Source organism: Pseudomonas sp. NCCP-436, from assembly GCF_019656335.1.
GTDB lineage: Bacteria > Pseudomonadota > Gammaproteobacteria > Pseudomonadales > Pseudomonadaceae > Aquipseudomonas.
The window spans coordinates 103,999-129,817 of record NZ_BPLZ01000009.1; the positions used below are offsets into that span (position 1 = coordinate 103,999).

General features: G+C 63.1%; 22 protein-coding genes and 1 riboswitch. Of the genes, 8 read left to right on the plus strand and 14 right to left on the minus strand.

Annotated features, from left to right (window positions below):
* Positions 1-13: 13 nt before the first annotated feature.
* The 5 genes from NCCP436_RS11415 to thiC all read right to left on the minus strand — a co-directional run bounded on the left by NCCP436_RS11415 (position 14) and on the right by thiC (position 4,720).
* Positions 14-625, minus strand: a complete 612-nt coding sequence (locus tag NCCP436_RS11415; protein WP_220804129.1) for a YqiA/YcfP family alpha/beta fold hydrolase — start codon at positions 623-625, stop codon at positions 14-16.
* Positions 626-726: 101 nt separating this feature from the next.
* Positions 727-1,563 carry a 3',5'-cyclic-AMP phosphodiesterase gene (gene cpdA, locus NCCP436_RS11420; protein ID WP_220804170.1) on the minus strand — a complete coding sequence of 279 codons (837 nt, stop codon included), beginning with the start codon at positions 1,561-1,563 and terminating at the stop codon, positions 727-729.
* Positions 1,564-1,696: 133 nt separating this feature from the next.
* Complete coding sequence (locus NCCP436_RS11425) at positions 1,697-2,149, minus strand: DUF1249 domain-containing protein (protein ID WP_220804130.1); 453 nt, start codon at positions 2,147-2,149, stop codon at positions 1,697-1,699.
* On the minus strand, positions 2,140-2,739 hold the full coding sequence (locus tag NCCP436_RS11430; RefSeq protein ID WP_220804131.1) for an NUDIX domain-containing protein: 600 nt from the start codon (positions 2,737-2,739) through the stop codon (positions 2,140-2,142). Before NCCP436_RS11430 ends, NCCP436_RS11425 begins: the two co-directional genes overlap by 10 nt.
* A 97-nt stretch (positions 2,740-2,836) precedes the next feature.
* Positions 2,837-4,720: a phosphomethylpyrimidine synthase ThiC gene (thiC, locus tag NCCP436_RS11435; protein WP_220804132.1), complete on the minus strand. Its 1,884-nt coding sequence runs from the start codon at positions 4,718-4,720 to the stop codon at positions 2,837-2,839.
* A 95-nt stretch (positions 4,721-4,815) separates the two neighbouring features.
* A riboswitch (TPP riboswitch) is annotated at positions 4,816-4,922 on the minus strand.
* Between the two features lie 207 nt (positions 4,923-5,129).
* Between thiC and NCCP436_RS11440 the strand changes: the two genes are divergently transcribed.
* Positions 5,130-6,566, plus strand: coding sequence for a TolC family outer membrane protein (locus NCCP436_RS11440; RefSeq protein ID WP_220804133.1), 1,437 nt, complete (start codon positions 5,130-5,132; stop codon positions 6,564-6,566).
* Positions 6,567-6,726: 160 nt separating this feature from the next.
* Here NCCP436_RS11440 and waaA read toward each other — a convergent pair whose 3' ends face one another.
* Positions 6,727-7,998, minus strand: coding sequence for a lipid IV(A) 3-deoxy-D-manno-octulosonic acid transferase (gene waaA / locus NCCP436_RS11445; protein ID WP_220804134.1), 1,272 nt, complete (start codon positions 7,996-7,998; stop codon positions 6,727-6,729).
* 43 nt (positions 7,999-8,041) lie between these two features.
* On the minus strand, positions 8,042-8,929 hold the full coding sequence (locus NCCP436_RS11450; protein ID WP_220804135.1) for a LysR family transcriptional regulator: 888 nt from the start codon (positions 8,927-8,929) through the stop codon (positions 8,042-8,044).
* A 91-nt stretch (positions 8,930-9,020) separates the two neighbouring features.
* Here NCCP436_RS11450 and NCCP436_RS11455 point away from each other — a divergent pair, with 91 nt between their 5' ends.
* From NCCP436_RS11455 to NCCP436_RS11470, 4 genes are all read left to right on the plus strand, one after another.
* On the plus strand, positions 9,021-9,353 hold the full coding sequence (locus NCCP436_RS11455; RefSeq protein ID WP_220804136.1) for a multidrug efflux SMR transporter: 333 nt from the start codon (positions 9,021-9,023) through the stop codon (positions 9,351-9,353).
* A gap of 64 nt (positions 9,354-9,417) precedes the next feature.
* Positions 9,418-10,593 carry an FAD-binding oxidoreductase gene (locus tag NCCP436_RS11460; RefSeq protein WP_220804137.1) on the plus strand — a complete coding sequence of 392 codons (1,176 nt, stop codon included), beginning with the start codon at positions 9,418-9,420 and terminating at the stop codon, positions 10,591-10,593.
* A complete protein-coding gene (locus NCCP436_RS11465; RefSeq protein WP_220804171.1) occupies positions 10,572-11,402 on the plus strand; it encodes an aldo/keto reductase in 831 nt (276 codons plus the stop codon). Before NCCP436_RS11460 ends, NCCP436_RS11465 begins: the two co-directional genes overlap by 22 nt.
* A 151-nt stretch (positions 11,403-11,553) precedes the next feature.
* Entirely contained in the window at positions 11,554-12,453 is a 900-nt protein-coding gene (locus NCCP436_RS11470; protein ID WP_220804138.1) for a metal ABC transporter ATPase, read from the plus strand.
* Here NCCP436_RS11470 and NCCP436_RS11475 read toward each other — a convergent pair.
* Positions 12,450-13,922, minus strand: coding sequence for an AhpA/YtjB family protein (locus NCCP436_RS11475; protein WP_220804139.1), 1,473 nt, complete (start codon positions 13,920-13,922; stop codon positions 12,450-12,452). The two genes, NCCP436_RS11470 and NCCP436_RS11475, sit on opposite strands and share 4 nt — an antisense overlap.
* A 174-nt stretch (positions 13,923-14,096) precedes the next feature.
* On the opposite strand from NCCP436_RS11475, the gene serB reads away from it, so the two are divergent.
* A complete protein-coding gene (gene serB / locus NCCP436_RS11480) occupies positions 14,097-15,311 on the plus strand; it encodes a phosphoserine phosphatase SerB (RefSeq protein ID WP_220804140.1) in 1,215 nt (404 codons plus the stop codon).
* Positions 15,312-15,355: 44 nt separating this feature from the next.
* Here the strand turns inward: serB and NCCP436_RS11485 are convergent, their stop codons facing one another.
* The 5 genes from NCCP436_RS11485 to NCCP436_RS11505 form a co-directional block, all read right to left on the minus strand.
* Complete coding sequence (locus NCCP436_RS11485; protein ID WP_220804141.1) at positions 15,356-17,425, minus strand: EAL domain-containing protein; 2,070 nt, start codon at positions 17,423-17,425, stop codon at positions 15,356-15,358.
* A gap of 62 nt (positions 17,426-17,487) precedes the next feature.
* Positions 17,488-19,290 (minus strand): molecular chaperone, encoded by a 1,803-nt coding sequence (locus NCCP436_RS11490; protein WP_220804142.1) that lies wholly within the window; start codon positions 19,288-19,290, stop codon positions 17,488-17,490.
* Positions 19,291-19,457: 167 nt separating this feature from the next.
* A complete protein-coding gene (gene asd / locus NCCP436_RS11495) occupies positions 19,458-20,324 on the minus strand; it encodes an archaetidylserine decarboxylase (RefSeq protein ID WP_220804172.1) in 867 nt (288 codons plus the stop codon).
* Positions 20,325-20,383: 59 nt separating this feature from the next.
* Positions 20,384-21,202: a rhodanese-like domain-containing protein gene (locus tag NCCP436_RS11500; RefSeq protein WP_220804143.1), complete on the minus strand. Its 819-nt coding sequence runs from the start codon at positions 21,200-21,202 to the stop codon at positions 20,384-20,386.
* Between the two features lie 60 nt (positions 21,203-21,262).
* Positions 21,263-22,786: an HDOD domain-containing protein gene (locus tag NCCP436_RS11505; protein WP_220804144.1), complete on the minus strand. Its 1,524-nt coding sequence runs from the start codon at positions 22,784-22,786 to the stop codon at positions 21,263-21,265.
* A 119-nt stretch (positions 22,787-22,905) separates the two neighbouring features.
* Between NCCP436_RS11505 and motA the strand changes: the two genes are divergently transcribed.
* Positions 22,906-23,757 (plus strand): flagellar motor stator protein MotA, encoded by an 852-nt coding sequence (motA, locus tag NCCP436_RS11510; protein WP_220804145.1) that lies wholly within the window; start codon positions 22,906-22,908, stop codon positions 23,755-23,757.
* Between the two features lie 41 nt (positions 23,758-23,798).
* Entirely contained in the window at positions 23,799-24,794 is a 996-nt protein-coding gene (gene motB / locus NCCP436_RS11515; protein WP_220804146.1) for a flagellar motor protein MotB, read from the plus strand.
* Here motB and rsgA read toward each other — a convergent pair.
* Positions 24,788-25,819 (minus strand): small ribosomal subunit biogenesis GTPase RsgA, encoded by a 1,032-nt coding sequence (gene rsgA / locus NCCP436_RS11520; protein ID WP_220804147.1) that lies wholly within the window; start codon positions 25,817-25,819, stop codon positions 24,788-24,790. The two genes, motB and rsgA, sit on opposite strands and share 7 nt — an antisense overlap.

A 25,819-nucleotide genomic window follows, 5' to 3' on the forward strand; every position in this document is an offset into this window, starting at 1 on the left:
GCTCTCTTGGTCGTCAATTGAATACGGAAAAGTCGACATCGCGCCAAAGTGTGGCGTGAATGCCGGCAAAAGCGAAGAGCATCGGCAAGCGCTCGCCGAAGCCCTGGAAACCGTGGTCGCCGCCGGCCTGAATGCGTAGCTGACAGGCCCGGTAAAAGCGTTCGGCATCGCGGTAGTCGAGCGTTTCATCGGCAGTCTGCAGCCAGACCTGGTAGCGCTCGGTATCGCGCGGAGCTGGCACGGCCAGCTCGGCCAGAGCTTCGACGTGATCGAGAGTCAGCTCCCAGGTCTCGTCGCTGTAGAAGTTCTTTTGCGGACCCAGGTAGGCCTCGAAGCGCAGGTGCGGGTTGACTGCCGGATTGATCAGCAGTGCCTTGAGACCGTGTTGTTCGGCCAGGCAGGTGGCGTAGAAGCCGCCAAGCGAACTGCCCACCAGCACGGGTTGACCGAGTTCGGCGACCAGCGCCTGCAGCTGGGCTATGGCCTGACGGGGATGATGATGCAGGGCGGGCACTCGCAATTGCTCGCCGAGGCCAAGTTGCTCCATGGCCTGCTTCAGCCGGGTGGCCTTGTGTGAGGCGGGGGAGCTGTTGAGGCCGTGTATATAAAGGATGGATGTGCTCATGGGGCAGGAGGCTACTCGCCCGGGGCCTTGGGCTGCAAGCCACAGACTTGCGGCAGGGAGTTTATTCGCGAGCGGGCTGGCAGTGGGGACGCACTGCAGTTTCAGTATCCCCGGACGCTGTAGTCCACTTCGAAATCTATTCCGGTCACGCGCGAGACACCGGTGTCCAAGGTGCCGTCCGGGTTCAGCCGCAGCCAGCGGTAGCCCGGAGCCTCGTTGCCAACCTGAAAATCCTCGCTGCCCGGTGCGAACTGCACGCAGGTGGACGGTGAGGCCAGCAGTCGCAGATGACCACGCTGCTGGTCGAATTCCTGATGGATATGCCCCCAGAGCAGGGCGCGGGCACGCGGATGGCGGTCAAGAATGGCGAACAGCGCCTCAGGGTTGCGCAGGCCGATCGGATCCATCCATTTGCTGCCGATGGGAACCGGATGGTGGTGCAGGCAGATCAGGTGATAACGCTGCGGCGCTTCGCTTAGCGCACGTTCGAGCAGCGTAAGCTGGCTTTCGGCGAGCCGTCCGGGCACCGAACCGGGAACCGAGGAGTTGAGCAGGATCACGCGCCAGGCGCCGAGGTCGAAAATCGGATCCAGCAGGTCGCTGTCGGCACAGGCCATCTCCATGGGGGGTGGTTCGTCATGGTTGCCGGCCAGCCAGCGGATCGGAGCATCGAGGCTTGCAGTCAGTTGGCGGAAACGCTGGTAGGAGGCCAGGCTGCCGTCCTGGGAAAGATCGCCGGTAGCGAGGATCAGGTCGATCCGCGGCTGCTCCTGGCGAACCTGTTCGACCACCCGACGCAGACTGTCGCCGGTATTCATGCCCAGCAGTCGGCCGTCTGTTTCGCCGAACAGATGGCTATCCGACAACTGCACCAGCAGAACCGGGGTATCCGCGTGGGTAGGGGGCTGGCTGGACAATACCGTCTCCTCGTGAACCATCGGGGCAATTATGGTGGCTGCGGCAACAAAGGGAAAACCCGCGAAGCGGACGCAGGTCACAGAAAATACCGGCAATCTGTCCGGGCCGATGTGGTGTTAGCCGTATGACACACCGAGTAGGCCGGTCTTGCATTCAGAGTACCGGCTGGGGCTCGTGCCCGCAGGCCAGGCAGTGGCTCAGCCATTCCCCGAGGAACAGATTGAGCTGGCTCTTTTCGTCCGGCTGGTGCATGGCCGCGTTGGGATAGGGATAACGGATATCCAGGCGGCGGGCGTGTTCGGTTCCAACCACTTCGGCCATGCGCGCGTCATGGTAGACCCGGACCACCAGCTGCGGCACTGGAAGCCAGTGCAGGCTGTGTTCCTGACGAACCCGCAGAGTGGTGGTGTAAGGGCAGCTTTCCAGCACCTCCAGGGCCAGTACGGCGAGCAACTGTTCGCCCTGGCTGAGAGCCACGCGGCGGCTTCCGGCATGCTCGCGCATACCCGGCAGCAGGCGCAGCAGGCGCGCGTAGTTGGCCTCGCAGGCGGCCTGCAGTTCGACCAGGTCGACCCGGTAGCGCTCGCGCAACAGGGTCATGACCACATGCCCCGTACCTCGTCGCGGTTCAGGGCAAGCCACTGCAGGGCAATGATGCTGGCCGCGTTGTCGATGCGTCCGTCGCGTACCGCAGCCAGGGCATCTGCCAGCGGCATCACCTGCACGCGGATGTCCTCGCCTTCCTCCGCCAGCCCATGCACGCCGCCGGCACCCTGGCTGCTGCAGCGGCCGACATACAGGTGCACACGCTCGTCCGAGCCGCCGGGAGAAGGGTAGTATTGGGTGACCGGCCAGAGTGAGGTGAGCTTAAGGTTTGCTTCCTCGAGGGCCTCCCGTCGGGCAACCTCCTCCGGTTGCTCGTTCCGGTCGATCAGGCCCGCGACCAGCTCCAGCAACCAGGGGTTGCTGCTCTTGTCCATGGCGCCGACGCGGAACTGTTCGATCAGTACCACTTCGTCGCGCTGCGGGTCGTAGGGCAGGACGCACACGGCATCGTGACGCACGAACAGCTCGCGGCTCAGGGGCGGCCCCATGTCGCCGGCGAACAGCCGATGGCGCAGGCGGATGCGTTCGAGCCGGTAGAAACCGCGAAAGCAGGTTTCGCGCTCGATGATGTCGATGTCGTCTTTGCCCATGGCTGATCCCCAGATAGTCGTAACGGGCCAAACTGCAGCCCGTTACGCGTCACACTAGCGATTGTGGCAGTGCCAGATCAAGCGCCCGTTGCAGGCCTCAGACACGCTGGTAGAGCTGGCTGCCCTGTGCCTTGAACTCCTCGGCCTTGGCCTGCATGCCCTGCTCGGCATCCAGATCCACTGCGTCGATACGCTGGTCGCGGGCGTACTCGCGGACTTCCTGGGTGATCTTCATGGAGCAGAACTTCGGCCCGCACATGGAGCAGAAATGCGCCACCTTGGCCGATTCCTTGGGCAGTGTTTCATCGTGGAAGGCGCGTGCGGTGTCCGGATCCAGGCCCAGGTTGAACTGATCTTCCCAGCGGAATTCGAAGCGCGCCTTGGACAGCGCGTTGTCGCGGATCTGCGCGCCCGGATGGCCCTTGGCCAGGTCGGCGGCGTGGGCAGCGATCTTGTAGGTGATGATGCCGGTCTTGACGTCATCCTTGTTGGGCAGGCCGAGGTGCTCCTTGGGTGTGACGTAGCAGAGCATGGCGCAGCCGAACCAGCCGATCATCGCCGCGCCGATGCCGCTGGTGATGTGGTCGTAACCCGGGGCAATGTCGGTGGTCAGCGGGCCAAGGGTGTAGAACGGCGCCTCGTCGCAGCACTCGAGCTGTTTGTCCATGTTCTCCTTGATCAGTTGCATGGGCACGTGGCCCGGCCCTTCGATCATGGTCTGCACGTCGTGCTTCCAGGCGATCTTGGTCAGCTCGCCGAGGGTTTCCAGTTCGCCGAACTGGGCGGCGTCGTTGGCGTCGGCAATCGAGCCGGGACGCAGGCCGTCACCCAGGGAGAAGGACACGTCGTAGGCCTTCATGATTTCGCAGATTTCCTCGAAGTGGGTGTAGAGGAAATTCTCCTTGTGATGCGCCAGGCACCACTTGGCCATGATCGAGCCGCCGCGAGAAACGATGCCGGTGACCCGCTTCGCCGTCAGCGGCACATAGCGCAGCAGCACGCCGGCGTGGATGGTGAAGTAGTCCACGCCTTGCTCGGCCTGCTCGATTAGGGTGTCGCGGAACAGCTCCCAGGTCAGATCCTCGGCGATGCCGCCAACCTTCTCCAGTGCCTGGTAAATGGGCACGGTGCCGATTGGGACGGGGCTGTTGCGAATGATCCACTCGCGGGTCTCGTGGATGTGCTTGCCGGTGGACAGATCCATCACCGTGTCCGAGCCCCAGCGGATGCCCCAGGTCAGCTTGGCCACTTCTTCTTCGATGGAAGAGCCAAGGGCGCTGTTGCCGATATTGCCGTTGATCTTCACCAGGAAGTTGCGGCCGATGATCATCGGCTCCAGTTCCACGTGGTTGATGTTGGCCGGAATGATGGCGCGGCCGCGGGCCACTTCCTGGCGCACGAATTCGGGGGTGATTTCCTTCGGGATATTGGCGCCGAAGCTATGACCGGCGTGCTGCTCGGTGAGCAGGCCGGCCTCGCGGGCCTCGGCCAGTTTCATGTTCTCGCGGATGGCGACGAACTCCATCTCCGGCGTGATGATGCCCTTCTTCGCATAGTGCATCTGGGTGACGTTGTGCCCGGCCTTGGCCCGGCGCGGGTTGCGCACGTGGGCGAAGCGCATGGCTGTCAGTTCCGGATCCGACAGACGACGCTGGCCGAACTCCGAGGACAACCCGGGCAGACGTTCGGTGTCGCCACGATCCTCAATCCAGGGGCTGCGTACATCGGGCAGGCCCTTGCGCACGTCGATTTCCACGTTCGGATCGGTGTAGGGGCCGGAGGTGTCGTAGACGGTGACCGGAGCGTTGATCTCGCCGCCGAAGTCGGTAGGGGTGACATCCAGGCTGATTTCGCGCATTGGCACGCGGATGTCCGGACGCGAGCCCTGGACATAAATCTTCTGGGAACGGGGGAAGGGCTGGATCGACTGCTGGTCGACCTGGGCCGACTCGCTCAGGTTCTTTTGTTGTTGTGCGCTCATCAAGTCTTTCTCCTGGGACGGGGGTCGGAGGCAGAACCTGACAAGCAGAAGCGAAGGCACACCACTGGTGGTGTCGAGAGGACTCGTCCGGATACGGACGAGGACATCTTGTTCCCTACGCAGGCCTTAACCTGATCAGGTTCAACGGGATCCGGCAGTTGCCAATCTCAGCCCCTCACATGGGGCACCCCGACAAGAACCCGGCCAGTCTAATCAAGCTTGCGGAAGAAAACCAACTCGGCGGTCAAAAAACAGAGCCCGTGTGTCGGAATACGACTCGGGAAACCGCTTGCTGCATTGCGCAGTCCTGGAGGCAGGCGACTAGACTGTTGGCGGCAGGGGATGCTTGACCCCCGGCAGCAGCGCCCCGTAGCCTTGCCGACCACCGCCAACTCAAGGATCGACATTCATGTTGCGCAGACTTTCCCTGGTTCTCGCTGTCACGGCTGCCACAATCGGCCTGGCCAACGCCGATGAGCCACCGCTGTCCAGCAAGACCGACCTGGTCACCGTGTACCGGGAGGCCGCGAAGAACAATGCCGATATCGCCGCTGCCCGCGCCGATTTCGAGGCTCGCCGTGAGGTGGTGCCGCAGGCCCGGGCCGGATTGTTGCCCAATCTGTCCGCCGGCGCCAACTATGCTGATACCCGAACCAGCCTCGATTCGCCGAGTGCTACCCTTTCGCGCAGCGGCCTGGTCTATCAGGCCAACCTCAGCCAGCCGCTGTTCCGTGCCGATCGCTGGTTTCAGCTGCAGGCTGCCGAAGCGGTCAGTGAGCAGGCCGCGCTGGAGTTGTCGGCCACCGAGCAGAACCTGATTTTGCGGAGTGCCGAAACATATTTTGCGGTACTGCGTGCCCAGGATAACTTGGCCTCCACCAAGGCTGAGGAGGCGGCCTTCAAGCGTCAGTTGGATCAGGCCAATGAGCGCTTTGACGTGGGCCTCTCTGACAAGACCGACGTGCTCGAGGCACAGGCCGGCTTTGACACCGCGCGGGCCAATCGTCTGCTGGCCGAACGGGCGGTAGAGGATGCCTTCGAGGCATTGGTGGCGCTGACCAATCGCGACTACCTGGCCGTGGAGGGTATTGTCCACAGCCTGCCGGTTCTCACTCCTACGCCGAATGATGCCCAGGCCTGGGTCGAGACTGCGGCGGCGCAGAACCTCAATCTGCAGGCCAGTCTGCATGCGGTGTCCGCTGCCGAGGAAACCCTGCGTCAGCGCAAGGCGGGGCACGCGCCGACCCTGGATGCGGTAGCCAGCTACCAGAAGGGCGATAACGACAGCCTTGGCTTTACCAATTCCGGCGGCCTGCCGGGCTACAGTGGCGATGTTTCGCAGCGCTCCATCGGTTTGCAGCTCAACATCCCGCTCTACAGCGGCGGCCTGACCAGCTCGCAGGTACGCGAGGCCTACCAGCGCCTTGGCCAGACCGAGCAGTTGCGCGAGAGTCTGCGTCGTCAGGTGGTGCAGAATACCCGTAACCTGTTTCGTGCAGTGAACACCGATGTGGAAACTGTGCAGGCCCGGCGCCAGTCGATCATCTCCAACCAGAGCGCGCTGGAAGCCACCGAGATCGGCTATCAGGTCGGTACCCGCAACATCGTTGACGTGCTCGATGCGCAGCGCCAGCTGTACAGCGCAGTGCGTAACTACAACGACGCACGCTACGACTACATCCTCAACAACCTGAGGCTGAAGCAGGTAGCCGGCACGCTCAGCCCGGCAGATCTGGAGGCATTGGGGCAGTACCTCAAGCCGGACTACAACCCGGACAAGGACTTTCTGCCGCCGGATCTGGCCTCGGCAGCCGAGCAGCGCTTGCGTGCCGCCCCGGAGTTCTGAGCCTTACACAGATTTTGAGTTGTCAGGGCTTTGCGAAAACCCGATGCCGGACTACCGGCATCGGGTTTTTTAATTGTCTGCTCCGGACACTTTCTGCTGAACAACACCCTGCCAGAGTTCTCAACACCGGCCGGCAGGGCTGCTTGCTGGAGATTCGTCGTCAGTCGCGCAGCAGCCGCTGCACGCCATCAAGCAGGCGCTGCAGGGCGCCCTGGTTGGCGCCGAGCACGGCCAGTCCAGCCAGGCTCATGCGTTCGGCGCGTGGCCTGTCCTGCAGCAGGGCAGTGAGGGCGTTCGCCAGTTGTGCGGCATCCGTCACTTCCTCCAGGGCACCGGCCTCGCGCAGCTGCGCACTGATCTCGAGGAAGTTGAAGGTGTGCGGGCCGCTTAGCAGTGGCTTGCCCAGTGCCGCCGGCTCCAGCAGGTTATGGCCGCCGTGGGGCACCAGGCTGCCGCCGACGAAGGCCAGGTCGGCCAGGGCATAGAGAAACAGCAGCTCGCCCATGGTGTCGCCGAGCAGCACCTGATCATCGGGCTGGACGGCCTCGCCAGTGGAGCGGCGACGAGTGGTCAGGCCCTGTTCACGGCACAGCTCGTAGACCTTCGTGAAACGCTCCGGATGGCGCGGCACCAGAATCAGCAGTGCATCCGGGTAGGAGGTCAGCAGTTGGCGGTGAGCAGCGAGAATCTGCTCGTCCTCACCGATATGGGTGCTGGCCGCTATCCACAGTGGTCTGCCGTCGGCCTGCCATTGCCGGCGCAGGGTCGCAGCACGCGGTGCCAGTTCCGGGTCGATGGTCAGGTCGAACTTGATCGAGCCGGTTACTTCCACGCATTCGGCGCGGGCACCGAGAGCAAGGAAGCGCTCGGCTTCGGTCTGTGTCTGTACGGCGATTAGCGAAAGCTCCGCCAGCATCGGCGCAGTAAGTCGGCCAAAGCGGGCATAGCCGCGTGCCGAGCGCTCGGACAGGCGGGCATTGGCCAGCACCACCGGGATACCGCGGCGGGCACACTGGTGGATGTGGTTCGGCCACAACTCGGTTTCCATGACCACTGCCAGGCGCGGTTGCAAGCGATTCAGAAAGCGTGCCGAGGTCCATGGCAGGTCATAGGGCAGGTAGCAGTGCTGCACGCTGTCGCCGAACAGCGCGGTGATGCGTTCGGAGCCGGTCGGGGTCATGCAGGTGACGGTCACCGGCAGGTGCGGATAGCGAGCCTGCAGGGCCCGGATCAGCGGTGCGGCGGCGATGCTTTCGCCCACCGAAACAGCGTGGATCCAGATGCCGCCGGGTTTCATCCGGGGCAGCGAGAAGGCAAAGCGCTCGCCGATCCGGCGCGCGTAGGCGGGAGCCTTGCGCGCCCGCAGCAGCAGGCGCAGGGCGATCAGGGGCAGGGCCAGGTGCAGCAGCAGGGTATAGAGGTATCTGTTCATGGGGGCGCAGCTTAGCGTTGCCAGTCATGGGCTGGAAGAGCGATCACGACTGCGGTCTTAGTAGTTCGCGGGACAGACAGTCGGCCAGCCAGTAGGCTGCCGGCCCAAGAGCACCGTCGCGCCGGCGTACCAGTTCCACTGCCAGCGGCAGCGGTGCCCAGTCGCTGTGCAGTTCCTGTAGATGACCCTGATAGGTGGGGTACTGCGCCACGTGGCGTGGTAGCCAGGCCCAGCCGAGGTCGCGGATGACCAGTTCGGCCATCACATAGAAACTGTCGGCCCGCCAGGCCAGTGGACTGATCTGTTCGCCGCCCGGGTATTGACTGTCCTGCGGTGTCATCAGCAGTTGCCGGTGCTCGGCCAGGTGCCGGCGCTCGACGCTGGCAAGGCGGGCTAGTGGGTGCTGCGGGCTGCACACCGTGATCATTTCGATGGTGCCCAGGCGGCGGCTTTCCAGCTCCCGAGGCATCTGTTCATGATGGAACAGTAGGCCCAGATCCGCCTGGCCCTGCAAGAGCTTGCGTGCCACGTCGCCCTGAGCACCGCTGGACAGCTGTACCTCCAGTAGCGGGAAGGCATTGGCCAGAGCTTCCAGGCTGGCCAGCACCGGCTGGTAGGGCATGGCCTCGTCCTGGGCCAGACGTAGCCGGGCTTCCTCGCCACGGGCCAGTCCCAGTGCCCGGCCGTCCAGTCGCTGACACTGCTGCAGCACGCTCCGGGCCTCCTCCAGCAGAGCGGCACCAGCTTCGCTCAGACGTGGCTGACGGCCACTGCTGCGTTCGAACAGTGTGACGCCTAGATCCGCCTCCAGCAGAGCGATGGCGCTGCTTACCGCCGACTGGGCACGCCCAGTCTCCCGTGCTACGGCGGAAAAGGAGCGGCGTTCAGCGGTACGGACAAACAGGCGTAACTGATCGAGGTTCCAGTTCATTGGCAAGCCTATCGTCGTGGGAGATAGGTAATCACTTTATCCCATCATTGGCAGGCTTAGAATCGCGGCCATGTTCAAGGAGTGGGTTGTTATGTCCGGATACCTCTATCTCGCTATCGCCATTGCTGCCGAAGTTGTGGCTACCCTCTCGATGAAGGCCATCGATGGCTTCAGCAAGCCACTGCCGCTGATATTGGTTGTGACAGGCTACGGCATTGCCTTCTGGATGCTGAGCCTGGTGGTGCGCAGTATTCCGGTGGGCATTGCTTATGCAATTTGGGCCGGACTCGGGATAGTTTTGGTCAGTATCGCGGCACTGTTCATTTATCAGCAGAAACTGGATCTGCCAGCCATGCTCGGCATGGCCATGATTGTCAGTGGCGTGGTGGTGATTCAGTTGTTTTCGCAGTCCACCGGGCATTGAGCGGCAGCCGGAGAGGCAGGCAGACCGGGTTATACTATGCGCCTGTTTTTTCCGAGGCCCGTTCATGTCCCAGTCTCTGAGTACCGATGTGCTGATCGTCGGCGGTGGTATCGCCGGCCTCTGGCTCAATGCCCGCCTGCGTCGCGAAGGATTTTCCAGTCTGGTGCTGGAGAGCGGCAGTCTGGGGGGCGGTCAGAGCCTGAAGTCACAGGGCATCATCCATGGTGGTGCCAAATACGCCTTGCATGGTGCGCTGACCGGGGCTTCCGAAGCTATCGCCGATATGCCGCGGCGCTGGCGCGAAGCACTGGCAGGCGAGGGCGAGTTGGCTCTGTCGGGCGTGCGCGTCCTTTCCGACGCCCATTACCTGTGGTCACCCGGCAGCCTGGCAGGCAATCTCACCAGTTTCTTCGCCAGCAAGGCCGTGCGGGGGCGGGTCGATCAGGTCAAGGGCGATCAGTTGCCGCCGGCTTTGCAGGATCCCAGCTTCAAGGGGCGGGTCTACCGGCTGGCAGAGCTGGTTCTGGATGTGCCGAGTCTGATCGGCCGTTTGACCGAGCTGGCCGGTGAAGGTCTGCTGGCTGCCCGGCAGATCGAGCCGCTATATGAGGACGGCGAGCTGGCCGGTTTGATTGTCGACAACCGCGTCATCCGCGCCCAGCGAGTGGTGCTCTGCGCCGGTGCCGGCAATGCCGGGCTGCTGGCAGCATTGGGCCTGCAGCAGCCGGCGCAGCAGTTGCGGCCGTTGCACATGGTACTGGCCAAAGGACCGGCACTCAGGCCGTTGTATGCACACTGTCTTGGCGGCGGATCGAAGCCGCGGGTGACTGTCACCAGCCATCCGGCTGCCGACGGCCAGTGGGTCTGGTATCTTGGTGGTGACCTGGCCGAGGCCGAGGGAGTAGCGCGTGACGAAGCGGAGCAGATCCGCGCAGCGCAGAAGGAAATGGCTGCGCTGTTGCCCTGGATTGATCAACGTGAGACCCGCTGGGCCACCCTGCGAGTTGATCGGGCCGAGCCGGCGCAGTCCGGGCTGGTGCGTCCGGACAATGCCTTCCTGGCTGATCAGCAGCGACTGCTGGTGGGCTGGCCTACCAAGCTGGCGCTGGCGCCGGACTTTGCCGACCGCGTACTGGCTGCGCTGCGCCGCGATGTCGTGCAGCCCGGCAACCACCCGCCGCTGCCGGAACTGCCGCGCCCGCCGCTGGGGCGGCCGGTCTGGGAGGAGTTGCTGTCGTGAGCGCGACCCTGCATGAGTTGCACCGTCCGCTGGGTTCCACCGGCCTGCGGGTGTCTCCGTTGGGCCTGGGTACGGTCAAGCTGGGGCGCGATCAGGGAGTGAAGTACCCCAGCGGCTTTCGCATCCCGGATGACGAGCAGGCCCGCGCGCTGCTGCGGCAGGCGCGTGATCTGGGCATCAACCTGATCGATACCGCGCCGGCCTACGGCCTCAGCGAACAACGCCTCGGCCCGCTGTTGCGCGGGCAGCGCGACGAGTGGGTGATCGTTAGCAAGACCGGCGAGGAGTTTGAGCAGGGCCGATCTTCCTTTGACTTTTCCGCTGCCCATACGCGGATGTCGGTGGAGCGCAGTCTGCAGCGCCTGGAGACGGATCGCATCGATCTGTTGCTGGTTCATTCGGATGGCAACGATCTGGCGGTGCTGCAGCAGAGCGAGGTATACGAGACGCTGGCAGCGCTCAAGCGCGAGGGCAAGATCCTTGCCTACGGTATTTCCGGCAAGACGGTCGAAGGCGGGTTGTTGGCTCTGGAGCAGGGTGATTGCGCCATGGTGACCTACAACCTCAACGAGCAGGGCGAGAAGCCGGTATTGGACTATGCTGCCAGTCACGCCAAGGGCATTTTGATCAAGAAGGCGCTGGCCAGCGGACATGTCTGTCTGGCCGACGGCGTTGACCCGGTACGTGCCAGCTTCAAACTGGTGTTTGCCCATCCCGGGGTTGCCAGCGCCATTGTCGGTACCATCAATCCGGCGCACCTGGCAGCCAATGTGGCGACCGTGGCGGCTGTCCTGGGGGGCTCTGGCTGAGCCGAGCCGTATCGGTCGCAGAAAGCTGGGGTCGGAGCGCTTTGCCCTGGGATCTGGAGGAAGGCTCACCGAGCGCAGGTGCTTTTCGTGCAAGGCCAACTGCCGTCCGCCCGCGCTGCCTGCTGGCGGCCTACCAAGCGAAGGAGCACCGATGTCGCGTACGTTGACCCGCAAGGATCCGAGCAACTTCAAGACCCTGCCGCTGCTGGTCGAGGCTGCTCCTGATGGGTTGCGCTACCAAAGCCTGGGGCAGCCGCTGAGCTTCGCCCAGATGCTAGCGAGGCGCCGGCCCCTGGTGCTCGAGGACGCCTCGCAGTTCACCGTGGAACTGGCCAATCTTGGTGTCTCGGTGCGCCTGAGTCTGCGCCTGCACGGGCGCGACTACTGGCTGCTGGTGCGTCAGCATCGGTCGGATCGCGGTGATACGGTGCTCAAGCTGATTTCCGGCTACGTGCCGGCACACGAGCTGAACCTGCCGCTGCTCACCGCTATCCAGGAGGTGGCAGAGGAGTGTCTGCTGGAAAGCAGCGAAGGTTGGCTGGCGGGGCGTTTTGTCGATACCTGGCTGCCGACTCCCTACCATGACAGGCTGCGTTATCGCGAGTCGTGTCACTTCCGCCTGCTGCCCTTGTCCGGTGCGGCGCGCCCGGTGCAGTGTGGCAGCCTGATTCTGCAGGAGCGCCCGCGCGCCTATGTCCATCTGCCCACTTCGTCCCTGCAGCTGATCTACGATTTCAGCCTCGAGCTGCCACGCGAAGCCCGCCAGCTCAGCCTGTTCCATGTTGACGAGTGCCTGGAGGACGGCCAACTGGTGGCCCGTCTGGAACGTCGGCGACCGGATATCTACCTGCTGGCACTGCAGCGTGGCGTGCCCAGTGGCGAGTTGTTCACCTTGCGCAAGGGCGTGTTGCTGCCGGCCGCGACTCGCGGCCTGTGGTTGTCGGAGAGCTTCGCCGAGCAGGACGGCTGGCTGGTGCGTGACGAGCGGATTCGCTGGAAGGACTGGCTGGCGGATTGCCGCGCAGGGCAGTGCCCGACACTCCGGGCCTAGGCCCGGTTGTCGTGCATGCGCGCCAGTTGTCGTTCTAGCAGAGCCGGATAGGGGTCGAGCAGGCGTTCGACGCAGCTGGCTCCCTCGGGGCTGGCAATCGGCCGGATGCGGGCCCGCTGACGTGCCAGATCATCCTGAGCAACGCGCTGATCCACCAGCAGCAGGTTGCGGCTGTGCTGTGACAGGGCCAGAGCATCGAGGGCGCTGTCGCTAAGCAGCAACTCGGCCTGGCCCAGCGTCTCAAGGCCGCTGCCCAGTGCCAGGCCTAGCTGCAGCTGCAGGGTGATGCCGCTGTCAGCTACCTCGATCTGCAGGGCGTGACCAAGAGCGCGCATCAGTTCGCCGCAGCAGATGGCATGGGTCAGGTAGTCCTCGCCGCATTCCCGCTCATGGAACAGCATCAGGCTGCTGCCGTCCTTGAGCGTGTGTAGTCGGCCCTGGTAGAGAGCGGCAGCCTGTTCCAGACAAGCTCGGTAGCGCTCCAGCAAGTCCAGAAGACGCGTGCGTGGCAGGCGGCGCAACTGCTCCTGAGCACCGAGCTGGATGGCCAGAACGGCGCTGGCCAGCTCAATGGCTCCGCTTGGCTGCGTTTCGGTCTCGACCTCCTCGCGCAGCTCGGCGAACGGATCTTCTGGTTCAATGGCTTCAGGCCAGGGCTGGAGCGGCTCGTCCTCGTTCATTGCTGCAGATACGTCGTCGCGTTGCGGAGTCAGGGTGACCAGGTCCTCATCCTCGACGCGCGGATCATCGGATGCTGGCGCTTGGGCCGGAGCGTGCTCCGGTACCAGTCGGGCCTGCAGTTGGCGGGCCAGGTCACCGATCTCGTCGTTGCGTCCGGCGCCCGGGGCGGGATCGTCCGGATCACGTAGCCACAGGCGCAACTGCAGCAGCGGCGTGGAAATATGTCGGCCCAAGCGCATGCTCAGCGACAGTGACAGAGCCAGCAGGATCAGGCTGAGGATCGCCATGCTCTGCAGACTGATGGTCATCGGTTGCTGGAACTGACCCATGTCCAGGCTGATGCGCAACTGCCCGGCGATCACTTCCTGGAAGGTGATGGGTGTGGAATACAGTCCTTCGGTCTCGCCCAGCATGCTGCGCGTAGGGCGTGTGCCCGCTTCGGCAAGAATGCGGTTATCCACGCTGTAGATGGCAGCGTGCGCCACCAGCGGGTTCTTCGCCAGGTTGCCGAGCAGCACGTTGAGGCTGAGGATGTCATTGGACACCAGCAGCTCGGTGGCCGAAGCAGCCGTCTGGGTGATCAGGGCCTGGCCCAGGGCATCGGCTTGCTGCTGCATGGCCTGCTTGAACTGCATGCCCATGACCCAGGCATAGATCACCATCGCCAGTGCCACGAGCAACAGGCTGTGGCTGGCGATGCGCAATACCAGCGGCACGCGCCGACTGCGCAGTGCGTTGAAGATGAGAATGAAGACGTTGTCGGGTTTGACGGGCGAGGGCCGGTTCACAGAGCTCGGCTCTTGTCGACTGATGATGCCGCGCAGTATAGCGAGCGCACTGGGGGCGGCAAAGCGCGCGGCTGCGCGTAGGTGTCGGAAACTGGGTAGAATGGACGACTTTTCGTCGGGTGATGGTTAGTTGGCTGCATTGCCCGTTCAATCCTTTACCTTGGGGGGTGTGTCTTGCGTGAAATCGTCCTGATCAATATCACAGGTGAGGATTGCCCCGGACTGACCGCCGCCATTACCGGGGTGCTGGCTCAGGGTGGGGTGAATATTCTCGATATCGGCCAGGCAGTGATTCACGACACTCTGTCGTTCGGCATCCTCATCGAGATCCCGGACAACGGCCGCTCCCAGGCGGTGCTCAAGGATCTGCTGTTTACCGCCTATGAGCTCGACCAGCAGGTGCGTTTTACCCCGGTCTCCGAGGAGGACTACCGGCAGTGGGTCGGCGGTCAGGGCAAGGCCCGCCACATTGTTACCCTGCTGACACGCAAGGTCACAGCCGAACAATTGCAGCGGGTAAGCGCCATTACCGCTCGCTACGGCCTGAACATCGATCATATCGACCGCCTGTCCGGGCGCATGCCGCTGGATATGCCGGCAGAGCAGGGCAAGGGCTGCATTGAGTTCTCCGTGCGCGGCGAGCCGGCCGATCCGGCGGCCCTGCGTGCCGAATTCCTCAGTGTTGCGCAGGAACTCAGTGTCGACATCGCCTTTCAGCGCGACACGGTATTCCGCCGTAACCGCCGGTTGGCGGTGTTCGACATGGATTCGACGCTGATCGAGGCTGAAGTAATCGACGAACTGGCCAAGGCTGCCGGGGTCGGCGAGCAGGTGGCTGAAATCACCGAGCGGGCCATGCGCGGTGAGCTGGACTTTCGCGCCAGCTTCAAGGAGCGCCTGAGTCTGCTCAAGGGGCTGTCCGAGGATGTACTGGAGGACATTGCTGCCTCCCTGCGCCTGACCGAGGGAGCCGAGGCGCTGTTCGCCGAGCTGAAACGCCTTGGCTACAAGACGGCGATTCTCTCTGGCGGCTTCACCTACTTCGCCCGCAAGCTGCAGCAGCAGTTGGGTATCGACTACGTGTTTGCCAACGAACTGGAGATCGTCGACGGCAAGGTTACCGGGGTGGCGGTCGAGCCCATCGTCGACGCCCAGCGCAAGGCTGATCTGCTGCGTGAACTGGCGCAAAAGGAAGGGTTGCAACTGGAGCAGACCATTGCTGTCGGTGATGGTGCCAACGATCTGCCGATGCTTGGTTTGGCCGGCCTCGGCGTGGCCTTCCGTGCCAAGCCGCTGGTCAAGCAGTCGGCCAAGCAGGCGATTTCCACACTGGGTCTCGATGGCATCCTCTACCTGCTCGGCTATCGCGATCGCGAGGGGCTGCGTTAGCCGCCGCCCCGCTGTCTGTCGGCTGCTGACTGCGCGGCCGGCTCTTATTCGTCGCCGGCGGAAAAGTCGTAATCCATGAACTGGCTCGGGCCTTGCAGGTAGTAGCCCTGGATGAAGTTGACCCCGGCCTGCCACAGCGTGGCCAGCACACTGGCGCTCTCGACAAAGGGCACGATGGTCAGCTTGGCCTGGGCGTGCAGGCTGCTGAGCAGTGTCTTCAGGGCTTCCTGACTATCCGGATTGCCCAGATCCTGAGAGAAGGAACCGTCTACCTTGACGAAGTCCACATGCAGGTGCTTGAGCGTGTTGAAGGGGTTCAATGCACAGCCGAACTGACACAGGGCCACTTTGCAATGCAGTTGTGCCAGCCCTTGGGTAAGGGCTCTGGCCTGCTTCAGGTAGGTCACCGCATCTGGTTCGCTGAACTGGAAGACCAGCGAGTCCGATGGCAGTCGTGCAGCCTTCAGTGCCACGCTCAGCCAGGGCAGCAGGGTCTGATCCTGCAGGCTGGCGCTGGACAGGTGGATGAACAGGCGGGTGTTGTGCCCCTTGGCGCGGTGGTCGGCAAGTAGCTTGATCGAGTTGAGGATCACCCAGCGGTCGATCTTCTCGCCGAGCCCGGCCTCGGTGGCTGCGTGGAGGAACTCCTTCGGTGGAACCTCCTCTCCCTGCGGGTTGAGCAGGCGCAGCAATACTTCGTAGTGTTCATGGGCGTCGCCGCGCAGACTGATGATGGGTTGGAAAAGCAGCCGGAAGCTGTTGTTTTCCAGAGCCTGCTGCACCATGGCCAGCAGGTTGCCGCGGCTGGCTGCGGCGGCTAGTTCCTCGGCCGGATCGTAGAGTTTCAGGGCATTGCCGTCGCCCAGCTCGTCGGCACACCGGTGGGCGCGTTCAATGACTTCCTGGGCCTTGGCGGTCTTTTCACTGAGGCCGGCCACGCCGATCGACAGCGTGGTCTGCGCGGTGCGGCCGCTGACGTCGAACAGATGACCTTCCACCTGCTTGAGCAGGGCGCTCAGGTGAGCCTGGCTCTGCTCAGGCGTTTGCCCGGGCAGCAGGGCGGTGAACACGTCGTCGCCGAAGCGCGCCAACTGGGTTTGCGCGGGGAAATGTTCGCGCAGCATGTCGGCCAGATCCGTTAGCAGCAGATCAACACCTGCCAGGCCGACCTCGCCCTGCAGGCTGGCATAACGGTCGACTCGGATGTAGGCCAGGGTCGATGGCTGACCGCTGCCCACCGCGCGCTCGGCTGCGGCATCCATCAGTTCGAGGAAGTGGGTGCGGTTGAACAGCCCGGTGACCAGATCCTGGCAGCTGATTTCGCGCAGTTTCTCTTCCAGCTCGGCGTTGGAGGTCTCGGCGCGGATTACCACCTGGATGCAGGGCTCGCCGTCGTATGTAGCCGGAGAAAAACTCATCTGTGCAGCGAAGGTGCTGCCATCGGCGCGTACGCCCTGGCAACTGAGCTCGGCATGGCCTTCGGCGCTCTGGTAGTTCTTCAGGAAGTCCTTGAACGCGCCCTGATCGGCGCTGGCAATCAGGTCGATCATCGGCATGCCTTCCAGTTCCTCTACATCCTCGTAGTGGAACATCTCCAGATAGGCGCGGTTGGCGTAAATGTGCATGCCGTCGTGAACGTAGGTAATGGCGTCCACCGAGCTTTCCAGCAGTAGCTGGCAGCGTTTCTCCGCTTCGCGCAGGGCCACTTCGGCGGCGCGCCGGGCGCGACGCTCCTCGAGGTTGGCCAGTTCACGCTTGGCTATCAGCACCAGGCGTTCGTCCTCGCCCTGCGGAAGTGCATCCTGGGCTCCGAACAGCAGAGCCTCGGTGATGGCATCCGGCTCGTTACCCTCTACCAGCTGGATGACCGGAATATCTTTGGCATGACGGCTGATGGCGGTGATTGCCTCTGCGGGGTCCAGACACTCGCTGCTGGGGGCGCAGATCAGGAGATCCCAGGTCTGCTGCAGTGCCAGGGTCAGATCGTCGCTAGAGGTAAGGCGGTGTACCCGGGTCGCATGTCCCGCATTGCGGAAAAGACTGACCAGACGCTCGGCTTCGTTCTGCGAATCCTCAAGGATCAGCAGTCGGATGGTTTTTCTTTCAATGGCCATAGGTTGGGTCAATACTGCGCCGAACGGGCGCGGAAAACGACAAGTGATGGGGCGATCCGAGCCTACAGAGACTTCCAGAGCGAGTCAAAATCTTCCTCCCCGGCCGGCTTGTGGTGTTGCGAGGCTGTGACCGACTTCCCGGCAGCGCCTTCTTCCTGGCCAATGCGGCGGTATTCGAACTGGCTGAAACTGCCGGTGCTGGTAAGTCGGCGAGTCAACTGGGCGTTGTGCTCCTCGCCGTGGTCGTTGATCAGCACTTTGCTGCCCTCCTGGAATGGCAGGCGCGGGGTAATCAGGCTGGCAGGTTGGGAGATGGCACTGATTTCCGGCAGTAGCAGTGCGCGTAGGTACTGGCTGCTCTGCTCGCCGCGACGTAACAGGAGCAGACCGCAGGGCCGGGCGTGCGGGGCGATTAGTTCGATGCCCATCTGTGTGCCGCCGCCACGCACCTGACGAATCCAGCGCACGATCGCCACGCTCCAGCCTCGTTCCGAGTCAGCCTGCACACCGAGTAACTCGCCAGCCTGCAGTTGGTTGGGCACCCCCTTGGGCCAGGACAGGCAGTAGCCACCTGGGCTGTGGTTGACGATGCCCAGTAGGTGGGTGGGATGGTTTTCCCGGTTGAGCGCAGGTTCGGCAGACTCTCCAGGCGCCACGCTGGTGTACTGGATTTCCTCCAGGTGGATCTCCTCGGTCGTCGGACGCTGTGCGTCAAAGGCATTCGACCAGATGTCCGGCTGGCCGCTGGAAGGCTTGAACACGGCGGCGCCGAGTTTGACCGGGCGTTTGAGTACTTCGGCGAAGGAGCGCTCTCCAGCGAGGAAGTAGTGCAGGGCACTCATTCCGATGCATAGCGTCAGCTCGCCCTGACCGGTGGTGCGCTGGAAGGTGCGTTCGGCGATGTCGCCCCAGGCTGCTGTAACGTGTTGCAGAAGATCGCTGCCGATTCCTTCGGGAACCAGCAGACGCGAACGTTGGCGTTCGTTTTCCGGCATTGCCAGATAGTCCCTGAGAGCCTCGACCAGGGGCTGGGTATCGATGCCCAGCAGGTGTGACAACGTGCTGCTCGGGTGCAGTGAACGGTAGCGCGGCGGGCCATCGACCTGTGGAGCCACGGCGAACAGGCTGCTGGGACGATCGCCTTTCTGTAGGAGCACCAGGGGGCTCCAGGCTTCCAGGGCCTCTGCCAGACGGGCGATGTTGCCCTGGCGCATCTGGTTGGTGCGGGCGCAGCCGAGCAGCAGTGCGCTGATGTAGGTCTGCTCCAGGCTCAGGCCCCGGGTATGACGGGCCAGTGGGTCACGGATGGCCAGGCGCTGCAGGCGCTGCAGGCAGCCTATCTGATAAAGCTGATGCAATTCCAGCCAGAGGCCTTCCGGAACCGGACAATACAATTGGCAGGCGCGCACCAGCGGCCCGTACAAGCTGTGGCAGGCGCGCTGAAGCGCCACTGCAAGTAGCTGGGTGCGCTCCTTGCTGCTGTGTGCCAGGGTACGGGCGACGATCAGTTTGTAACCCACTGCCAAGTGGTTTTGCAGGGCCTGGCACAGGTTGGCGATCTTGCGTGGGCGCTCATCGAGAACGATGGCCTGGTTGAGGAAGTGACGTTCCAGGTGCTGGCAGACGAAACCGACTTCCGGGCGCAACAGCTCAAGCAGTTTCAGGCGGTTGTCCGATGATGTCTGGAACAGATTGATGTCCACCAGTGCCTGGTACAGCTGGCGCGCCGTCTCCCCAATGTTGGCCTTGGGCAGACCGTCGATCCAGCGCTTGAGACCGCGCGGCGTACCGTCGCAGAAGCCGAGACTCTGTTTGTCTGGTGTTGGGAGACGCAGCAATTGAAGATGAAGGCTCTGTTTATCCATCAAACTCGGATACTCCGGTCGCTCGGGACAAGCGGCCCTGGGTACTGGTCATCAAAACTCTAGCAGCATCTTGCCTCGCTGACAGCTCGATCCCAGAGCCGGCTTAACCGGCGTGGTTGCGACGAGCGGTATGCCAGACTGGCAGCTAGTCCCGTAAGCAGATTCGATCACTCCTGCCCGTGACCCAGCAACTGGCCCATACGTACGGCACTGCCGGAGCCGAGTTCCTCGGCCCAGCGTACCTGGTTCGGGCCGAACAGCACGATGGCGGTAGAGCCCAGCTTGAAGCGACCCAGCTCCGCGCCTTTGGCCAGTTCGATGGGCGCGCGGGCCTCGGCGTCGTAGCGGGTACTGCGGAGTGCGCGCCGGGGTGGCGTGACCAGACCGGCCCAGACGGTTTCCACGCTGGCTACGATCATCGCGCCGACCAGCACCACTGCCATGGGGCCGCGCTCGGTATCGAACAGGCAGACCACGCGCTCGTTGCGGGCGAAAAGCTCCGGGACGTTTTCTGCTGTGGTCTGATTTACCGAGAACAGCCGGCCCGGAACGTAGATCATCTCCTTCAGGGTACCGGTCAGTGGCATGTGTACGCGATGGTAGTCCCGAGGAGACAGGTACACCGTAGCGAACTGGCCGCCCATGAAGGGCGCGGCGCGTTCGGCGTCACCTCCCAGCAGTTCGGTGGCGCTGAAGCTGTGGCCCTTGGCCTGGAAGATCCGGCCATGCTCGATGCTGCCGAGTTGGCTGATGGCGCCGTCGGCCGGGCAGAGTACTGCTCCGGGCGTCTGATCCAGTGGGCGGGCACCGTCTTTCAGTGCGCGGGTGAAGAAAGCATTGAAATGTTCGTAGGCGCGAGGATCTTCGATCTGAGCTTGGCTCATGTCGACCTGGTACTGGCGCACAAACCAGGAAATCAGACGATTTTTCAGCCAGCCGATGCGGCACTCGGCGACGCAACCGATCAGGCGCGAAAGCAAGTGGTGGGGGAGAAGGTACTGGCTAAGGATAAAGAGGCGTTGTTTCATCGTGATTCCTTGTGATGCGACAGTAGCGTCGGATGGCCGAGGCGGTTGATGGCGGCTGGCGCGATTCAGCGGTCGATGGGGGTGTCGGGCAGATTGCCCCACTCGGCCCAGGAGCCGGCATAGGCGCGGACGCGCGGATAGCCCAGCGAGCGAGCTACGACATAGGTGAAACCCGAGCGCCGGTGGGTCTGGCAGTGGGTGACGATTTCCTTGTCCGGAGTCAGTCCCAGCTGCAGCAGGCATTCGGCGATGTCATTACGGATGCGCAGGTTGCGTGTCGGATCCATAGCGGCCGTCCACTCAAGATTTATGGCGCCCGGGATATGGCCGCCGCGTGCCGAGTTGAGCTTGTCTCCGTGGTATTCAGCGGTGCTGCGAGCGTCCCAGATGGCCAGGTCGGCAGTGTTCAGGCGATTCAGCAGGTAGTCCAGGCTGGCGGTAGGTGTGTCGTCCAGTGTCAGTCGAACCTGATTTGGCTGGCGCGGGGCCGGCGTATCCAGGCTAAGTGGCAGCCCGTCGCCTATCCAGGCATGCAGGCCACCGTTGAGAAAGTGGTGACGCCGATGGCCGATGACATCGAGCAGCCAGATAAAACGACCGGCCCAGGGGCCACCCTCATCGTCGTAGAGTACGTAGGTAATGTCCGGATGATGGCCTAGATCCGAGAACAGGCTTTCCAGTCGTTCTCGCTCGGGCAACAGGCCCGGAGCAGGAGGTTGGCCGTACTGGGTTCGCCGGGTATCGAGCCAGTGCGCGCCGGGGATATGCCCGGCGGCGTAGCGCGCGGCACTGCTAAGATCCAGCAGGACGAGATCGGGGGCGTCCAGGCGTTCGGCCAGTTCGGCAGGTTCGATAACGAGTGGCAGGTTGGCGAAGGCGGACATGACAGCCTCCCTAGGCGAAAAGAGTTCGATTGTAGCGGAAAGAGCACAAGCGCGGCGGAGTCAGCGAGTCCGCCGGGAAAAGCCGTTCAGGGCGCGTTCGATGCACTGTGCGGTTTTGCCAAATGCCTGCAGGCAGATGTCGTTCAGCGGCTGACCCTGCTGATCCGCCACCAGCAGCAGGGCAACCTGGCCGTGACTGGCCAGCGAGCGCAAAACAAGATGCTCGCCGGCAAACAAGGCCTTGAGGTTGCCCGGCAGCAGAGCAGAGAAGCGCGCTATATTGGCCGGGGTCAGGTGCAACTGGCCCGGCTCGCTGATCAGACGGCGTAGCAGTTGGCTCTGGTTCGGGTCGAAGCTCAGGCTCAGAGCGTGCTGGCCGAGGCCTGCCTGCTGTTGCGGCAACAGGCGGTTGTGCTGGCGGTCGACCAGCAAAATCAGTGCGCGGCTGAAACCGCAGGCCTGCAGGGCATCGCGTGCACAGCTGGTCAGCTGTGGCAGGTTGAGGAACTCGCTGGGTTCGGCGAGCAGGCGAGTACACTGCTGGCGCCAGGCGCTCAGGGCTTCGCGGTTTGGTGGCGGGGCCGGCCTAACCGGCGCACTCAGGCGATGAGTGTCCCATGGCCAGATCAATGACTCGGCAGGGTGCCATAGGTTGTCTGCCTGAATCAGGCGAGCGCTGTTGACCGCCTGCTGGTGAACAGCTTGTTGCAGCTCGCTCAGCGACTGTTGCAGGTACAGTCCGGTCAGCCGTTGCCAGCGCAGGCAGTTATCCGTGTTCCAGGCCTGGTGGGCCGACAGTGCCAGGGCATTGGCCAGTAACACGCAGTTGCCCGGGTGGGTGAGCCAGTGACGCAGGAGGGGGGTGTCATCAAGTAGCTGTTGCTGTTGCAGTGGATTTTCATCATGGCGGGCAATGCGCAGAGCCTGCGCCAAGTGCCGGCGGTCATCTTCGAGCAGGCGGTAGCAGCGGATGATCCATTCTGGCAATCGCCAGTGTTCGGCCAGCCGGAGGCAGAGCTGTACCAACGAAACGCCGAGCAGCTCCTGCTCAACACGAGCCGGAGGCTCGCCCTTAAGCAGCACGCGCTGCTCCCAGGTCTCAAACAGCTGCGGATAGGCATGCACAAGTGGCCAGACCGGGGCCAGAAACAATAGGCTGCAGCCGTGCAGCTCGTTCCATAACCGCGCCAGGCGGGCACCGAATAACCCGCGAGCCTGCTGGCTGGCGTGCTGACTGATCAGCAGGATCTGCCGGAACGCCTGCGCGATGGAACGCTCCGGTAGTGCCGGGGCGTGGGTCAACAAAGCCTCGCAGCGGCTAAGGCCCAAACGAGCCAGCGCTACCTCGATGCTTTCTGCCGGCTCACTCAGGCGCTGGCTCAGGCGATTGGCTTCGCGCAGCACCTGCAAGGCGAAGGCTGGCGCCTGCTCGACCACCTCGGCGATTTCCCGCCAACTCCGGCTGCTGTCACTCAGTGCCCGGCGCAGCTGCAGGTGCTGTTCCTGCTCGATGGGCAGCGGCAGCCGTGCCAGCTGTTCCAGCCAGGCTCCCAGGGTACGTGGCAGAGGCTTTGCGGGTGACATATCGGCTCGTGTCGAACTGGCTTTTGATCATAAGGGGCTATAGTCTGGCGTATAACTTCCGATAATTAGAAGGGTTGTTTTCAATAGCCCTGTTTCCTGTCTCTGCAAGCACTCTTTCTATGGCAAAAATCATTGGCATCATAGTGGTTCTTGGTGGCGTCTTCGGTGGCTTCATGCTGTCTGGCGGCAAGCTCATGGCGCTCCTGCACCCCTACGAGGTGCTGATCATCGGCGGTGCGGCCCTGGGAGCATTTCTGCAGGCCAATCCGGGCAGCATGTTCATGACGGTGTTCCGCAAGTCACTGAGTCTGTTCGGTTCGCGCTTTACCCACACCTATTATCTGGAGGTGCTGAAGCTGCTCTACGAGATCCTCAACAAGAGTCGTCGCGAAGGCATGATGGCGATCGAGGCGGATGTCGAGGAGCCTGGCGCCAGTCCGATCTTCAGCAAGTACCCGGGCGTGCTCAAGGATGAGCGGATGACAGCATTCATCTGTGACTACCTGCGCATCATGTCGTCCGGCAACATGGCTCCGCACGAGCTTGAGGGGCTGTTCGACATGGAGCTGGCGAGTCTCAAGGAGGATCTGGAGAGGCCGTCGCATGCAGTTGGCAAGGTGGCCGACGGTTTGCCGGCGATGGGGATCGTCGCCGCTGTTCTGGGTATCGTGTTGACCATGTCTATTCTGGCTGATGCCGACAACACGCAGATCGGCGAGAAGGTCGGCACCGCCCTGGTGGGTACCTTTCTCGGGATTCTTGCTTCCTATGGTTTCTTCGGGCCGCTGTCGGCGGCTCTGGAGCATGACGCGCGTGAGGAGCTGAATCTGTACGAAGCGATCAAGGCGACACTGGTGGCTTCGGCATCCGGCATGCCGCCGAGCCTGGCGGTGGAGTTCGGTCGCAAGGTGCTGTTCCCGGCGCACCGGCCGAGCTTCATCGAGCTTGAACAGGCAATGCGCGGCAGCTGATGCCGGTGTGGCGACGAAGTTAAGCGGATCAGATCCCCAGCATGGAAAACAACCAACCCATCATTATCAGGAGGGGGCGCAAGGCAGCCGGTGGCGGTCATGGCGGCGCCTGGAAGATCGCCTTCGCCGACTTCGCTACCGCCATGATGGCGTTCTTTCTGGTGATGTGGCTGATGTCCTCGGCCACCCCAGAGCAGAAGCGGGCCATTTCCGGCTATTTTCAGGATCCTATCGGTTTTACCGAGAGCGCCAGTCCCTATGCCATCGATCTCGGTGGTACGCCGACGCCTTCGCCGGATCGCACGCTTAATCCGGATATTTCCGACGCTCCGGAAAACCAGCCGGATCAGGTGGAAATCAGTACGGATCTGGTTGAGACTTTGGCCGATCAGGTGGAGCGCGAGCGGTTGGAGCTGCTGCTGCAGGAGCTGCAGAACAAGGTTGAGGAAAACCCGCAGTTGCAGCGCTTCAAGGATCAGATTCTGTTCGAGATTACCCAGGATGGCTTGCGCATCCAGATCACGGATGCCGAGAACCGGCCCATGTTCGCCCTTGGCAGCGCTGAACTGCAGCCTTACTTCGAGGACATCCTGCTGGCCATGGCTGACACCATTCGCGCGGTGCCGAACAAGATCAGCATCAGCGGCCACACCGATGCCAAACCGTTCAGCGGTAGTGGTGATTTCGGCAACTGGGAACTGTCAGCCAACCGCGCCAATGCCGCTCGCCGTACTTTGGTCGCCGGAGGCTATTCCGACGAGCAGGTCGCACGTGTGGTCGGTTATGCTTCTTCGGCCCTGTTCGACCGGGATGACCCATTCAATCCGGTCAACCGTCGTATCGATATCGTGGTGCTGACCAAACGTGCGCAGCGGGCCATCGAGGGCGAGCGGGGGCAGGACGAGGAGCAGGCGCCGGCGGCCGAGTCGCAGCCGAAGGAGGCGACCAAGTCACCGCTGCCGGCTGGGCAGGTTCGCCAGCAACTGAACATCTTTGAGGACGGTGCGCTGCACTTCAAGCAGTTGGAGTCTCAGTAGTCGTCTTCCGGCAGGCTGGCGACTATGTGTCGGTAGCTGGCCATGCGCTGAGGTTGCACGCGGCCGTCCTCCAGAGCCTGGAGCAGGGCGCAGCCGGGCTCACGGTCATGCTTGCAGTCGCGGAAGCGGCAGTGTCCGAGCAATTCGCCGAATTCGATGAACCCGGCCTCGATATCCGCACGACTGACGTGGCCCAGGCCGAATTCACGGATGCCGGGCGAGTCGATCAGCTGGCCGCCGCCCGGGAAGTGGAACAGCCGCGCAGTGGTGGTGGTGTGGGTGCCCTTGCCGGTCAGCTCCGAGAGGGCGCCGACGCGGGTGTCGACACCGGGCAACAGGCCGTTGACCAGTGAGGATTTGCCTACCCCGGACTGACCGACGAATACGCTGACGTGGTCATCCAGCGCCTGCTTCAGGCGTTCCAATCCGTCACCTTGGTGAGCCGAAACCTCCAGGAGCGGATAGCCCAGTTTGCGGTAGACCCCCAGCAGCGCCTGGAGCGATTCGCGGTTCTGCGCGTCGATCAGATCGGCCTTGTTGAGCAGCAGAAGGGGGCGGATGCCGGCGTGTTCGGCTGCCACCAGATAGCGGTCGATAAGGTTGGCGTGCGGTTCGGGCAGCGGGGCGAAGACGATGACGATCTGGTCGACGTTGGCAGCCACCGGTTTGAGCTGGCCGCGCATGTCTGGGCGGCACAGCTCGCTGCTGCGCGGCAACTGCGCAACGATCACCCCGTCGCCCTGGTTGCCTGGACGCCAGACTACCTGGTCGCCAGTTACCAGGGCGGGCAGGTTGGCGCGCAGGTGGCAACGAAAGACCTGTCCTGCGGTTTCGCCCTCCAGGGCCTCGACTTCTACCTGAACACCGAAGTGGGCAATGACCAGGCCAGTCTGCTCCGGGCCCAGATCACCGCCCTCCAGTGCCTCGACGGCCCTGGATTCGCGCCGGGCGGCGCGGGAGGCGCGTTCGCTTTGGATTTTTTCGATACGCCAGCTCTGGCGGCGGTTCAGTTGGCGTTTGGCCAT

Bases quoted from the DNA above. Each gene is read 5' to 3' on its own strand.
- NCCP436_RS11505 (WP_220804144.1), bottom strand. From the start codon at position 22,786: ATGTCACCCGCAAAGCCTCTGCCACGTACCCTGGGAGCCTGGCTGGAA.
- NCCP436_RS11460 (WP_220804137.1), top strand. From the start codon at position 9,418: ATGTCCCAGTCTCTGAGTACCGATGTGCTGATCGTCGGCGGTGGTATC.
- motA (WP_220804145.1), top strand. From the start codon at position 22,906: ATGGCAAAAATCATTGGCATCATAGTGGTTCTTGGTGGCGTCTTCGGT.
- rsgA (WP_220804147.1), bottom strand. From the start codon at position 25,819: ATGGCCAAACGCCAACTGAACCGCCGCCAGAGCTGGCGTATCGAAAAA.
- motB (WP_220804146.1), top strand. From the start codon at position 23,799: ATGGAAAACAACCAACCCATCATTATCAGGAGGGGGCGCAAGGCAGCC.
- NCCP436_RS11485 (WP_220804141.1), bottom strand. From the start codon at position 17,425: ATGGCCATTGAAAGAAAAACCATCCGACTGCTGATCCTTGAGGATTCG.
- waaA (WP_220804134.1), bottom strand. From the start codon at position 7,998: ATGAACAGATACCTCTATACCCTGCTGCTGCACCTGGCCCTGCCCCTG.
- cpdA (WP_220804170.1), bottom strand. From the start codon at position 1,563: ATGGTTCACGAGGAGACGGTATTGTCCAGCCAGCCCCCTACCCACGCG.
- NCCP436_RS11490 (WP_220804142.1), bottom strand. From the start codon at position 19,290: ATGGATAAACAGAGCCTTCATCTTCAATTGCTGCGTCTCCCAACACCA.
- thiC (WP_220804132.1), bottom strand. From the start codon at position 4,720: ATGAGCGCACAACAACAAAAGAACCTGAGCGAGTCGGCCCAGGTCGAC.
- NCCP436_RS11450 (WP_220804135.1), bottom strand. From the start codon at position 8,929: ATGAACTGGAACCTCGATCAGTTACGCCTGTTTGTCCGTACCGCTGAA.
- NCCP436_RS11440 (WP_220804133.1), top strand. From the start codon at position 5,130: ATGTTGCGCAGACTTTCCCTGGTTCTCGCTGTCACGGCTGCCACAATC.
- NCCP436_RS11470 (WP_220804138.1), top strand. From the start codon at position 11,554: ATGTCGCGTACGTTGACCCGCAAGGATCCGAGCAACTTCAAGACCCTG.
- NCCP436_RS11500 (WP_220804143.1), bottom strand. From the start codon at position 21,202: ATGTCCGCCTTCGCCAACCTGCCACTCGTTATCGAACCTGCCGAACTG.
- NCCP436_RS11415 (WP_220804129.1), bottom strand. From the start codon at position 625: ATGAGCACATCCATCCTTTATATACACGGCCTCAACAGCTCCCCCGCC.
- NCCP436_RS11430 (WP_220804131.1), bottom strand. From the start codon at position 2,739: ATGGGCAAAGACGACATCGACATCATCGAGCGCGAAACCTGCTTTCGC.
- NCCP436_RS11455 (WP_220804136.1), top strand. From the start codon at position 9,021: ATGTCCGGATACCTCTATCTCGCTATCGCCATTGCTGCCGAAGTTGTG.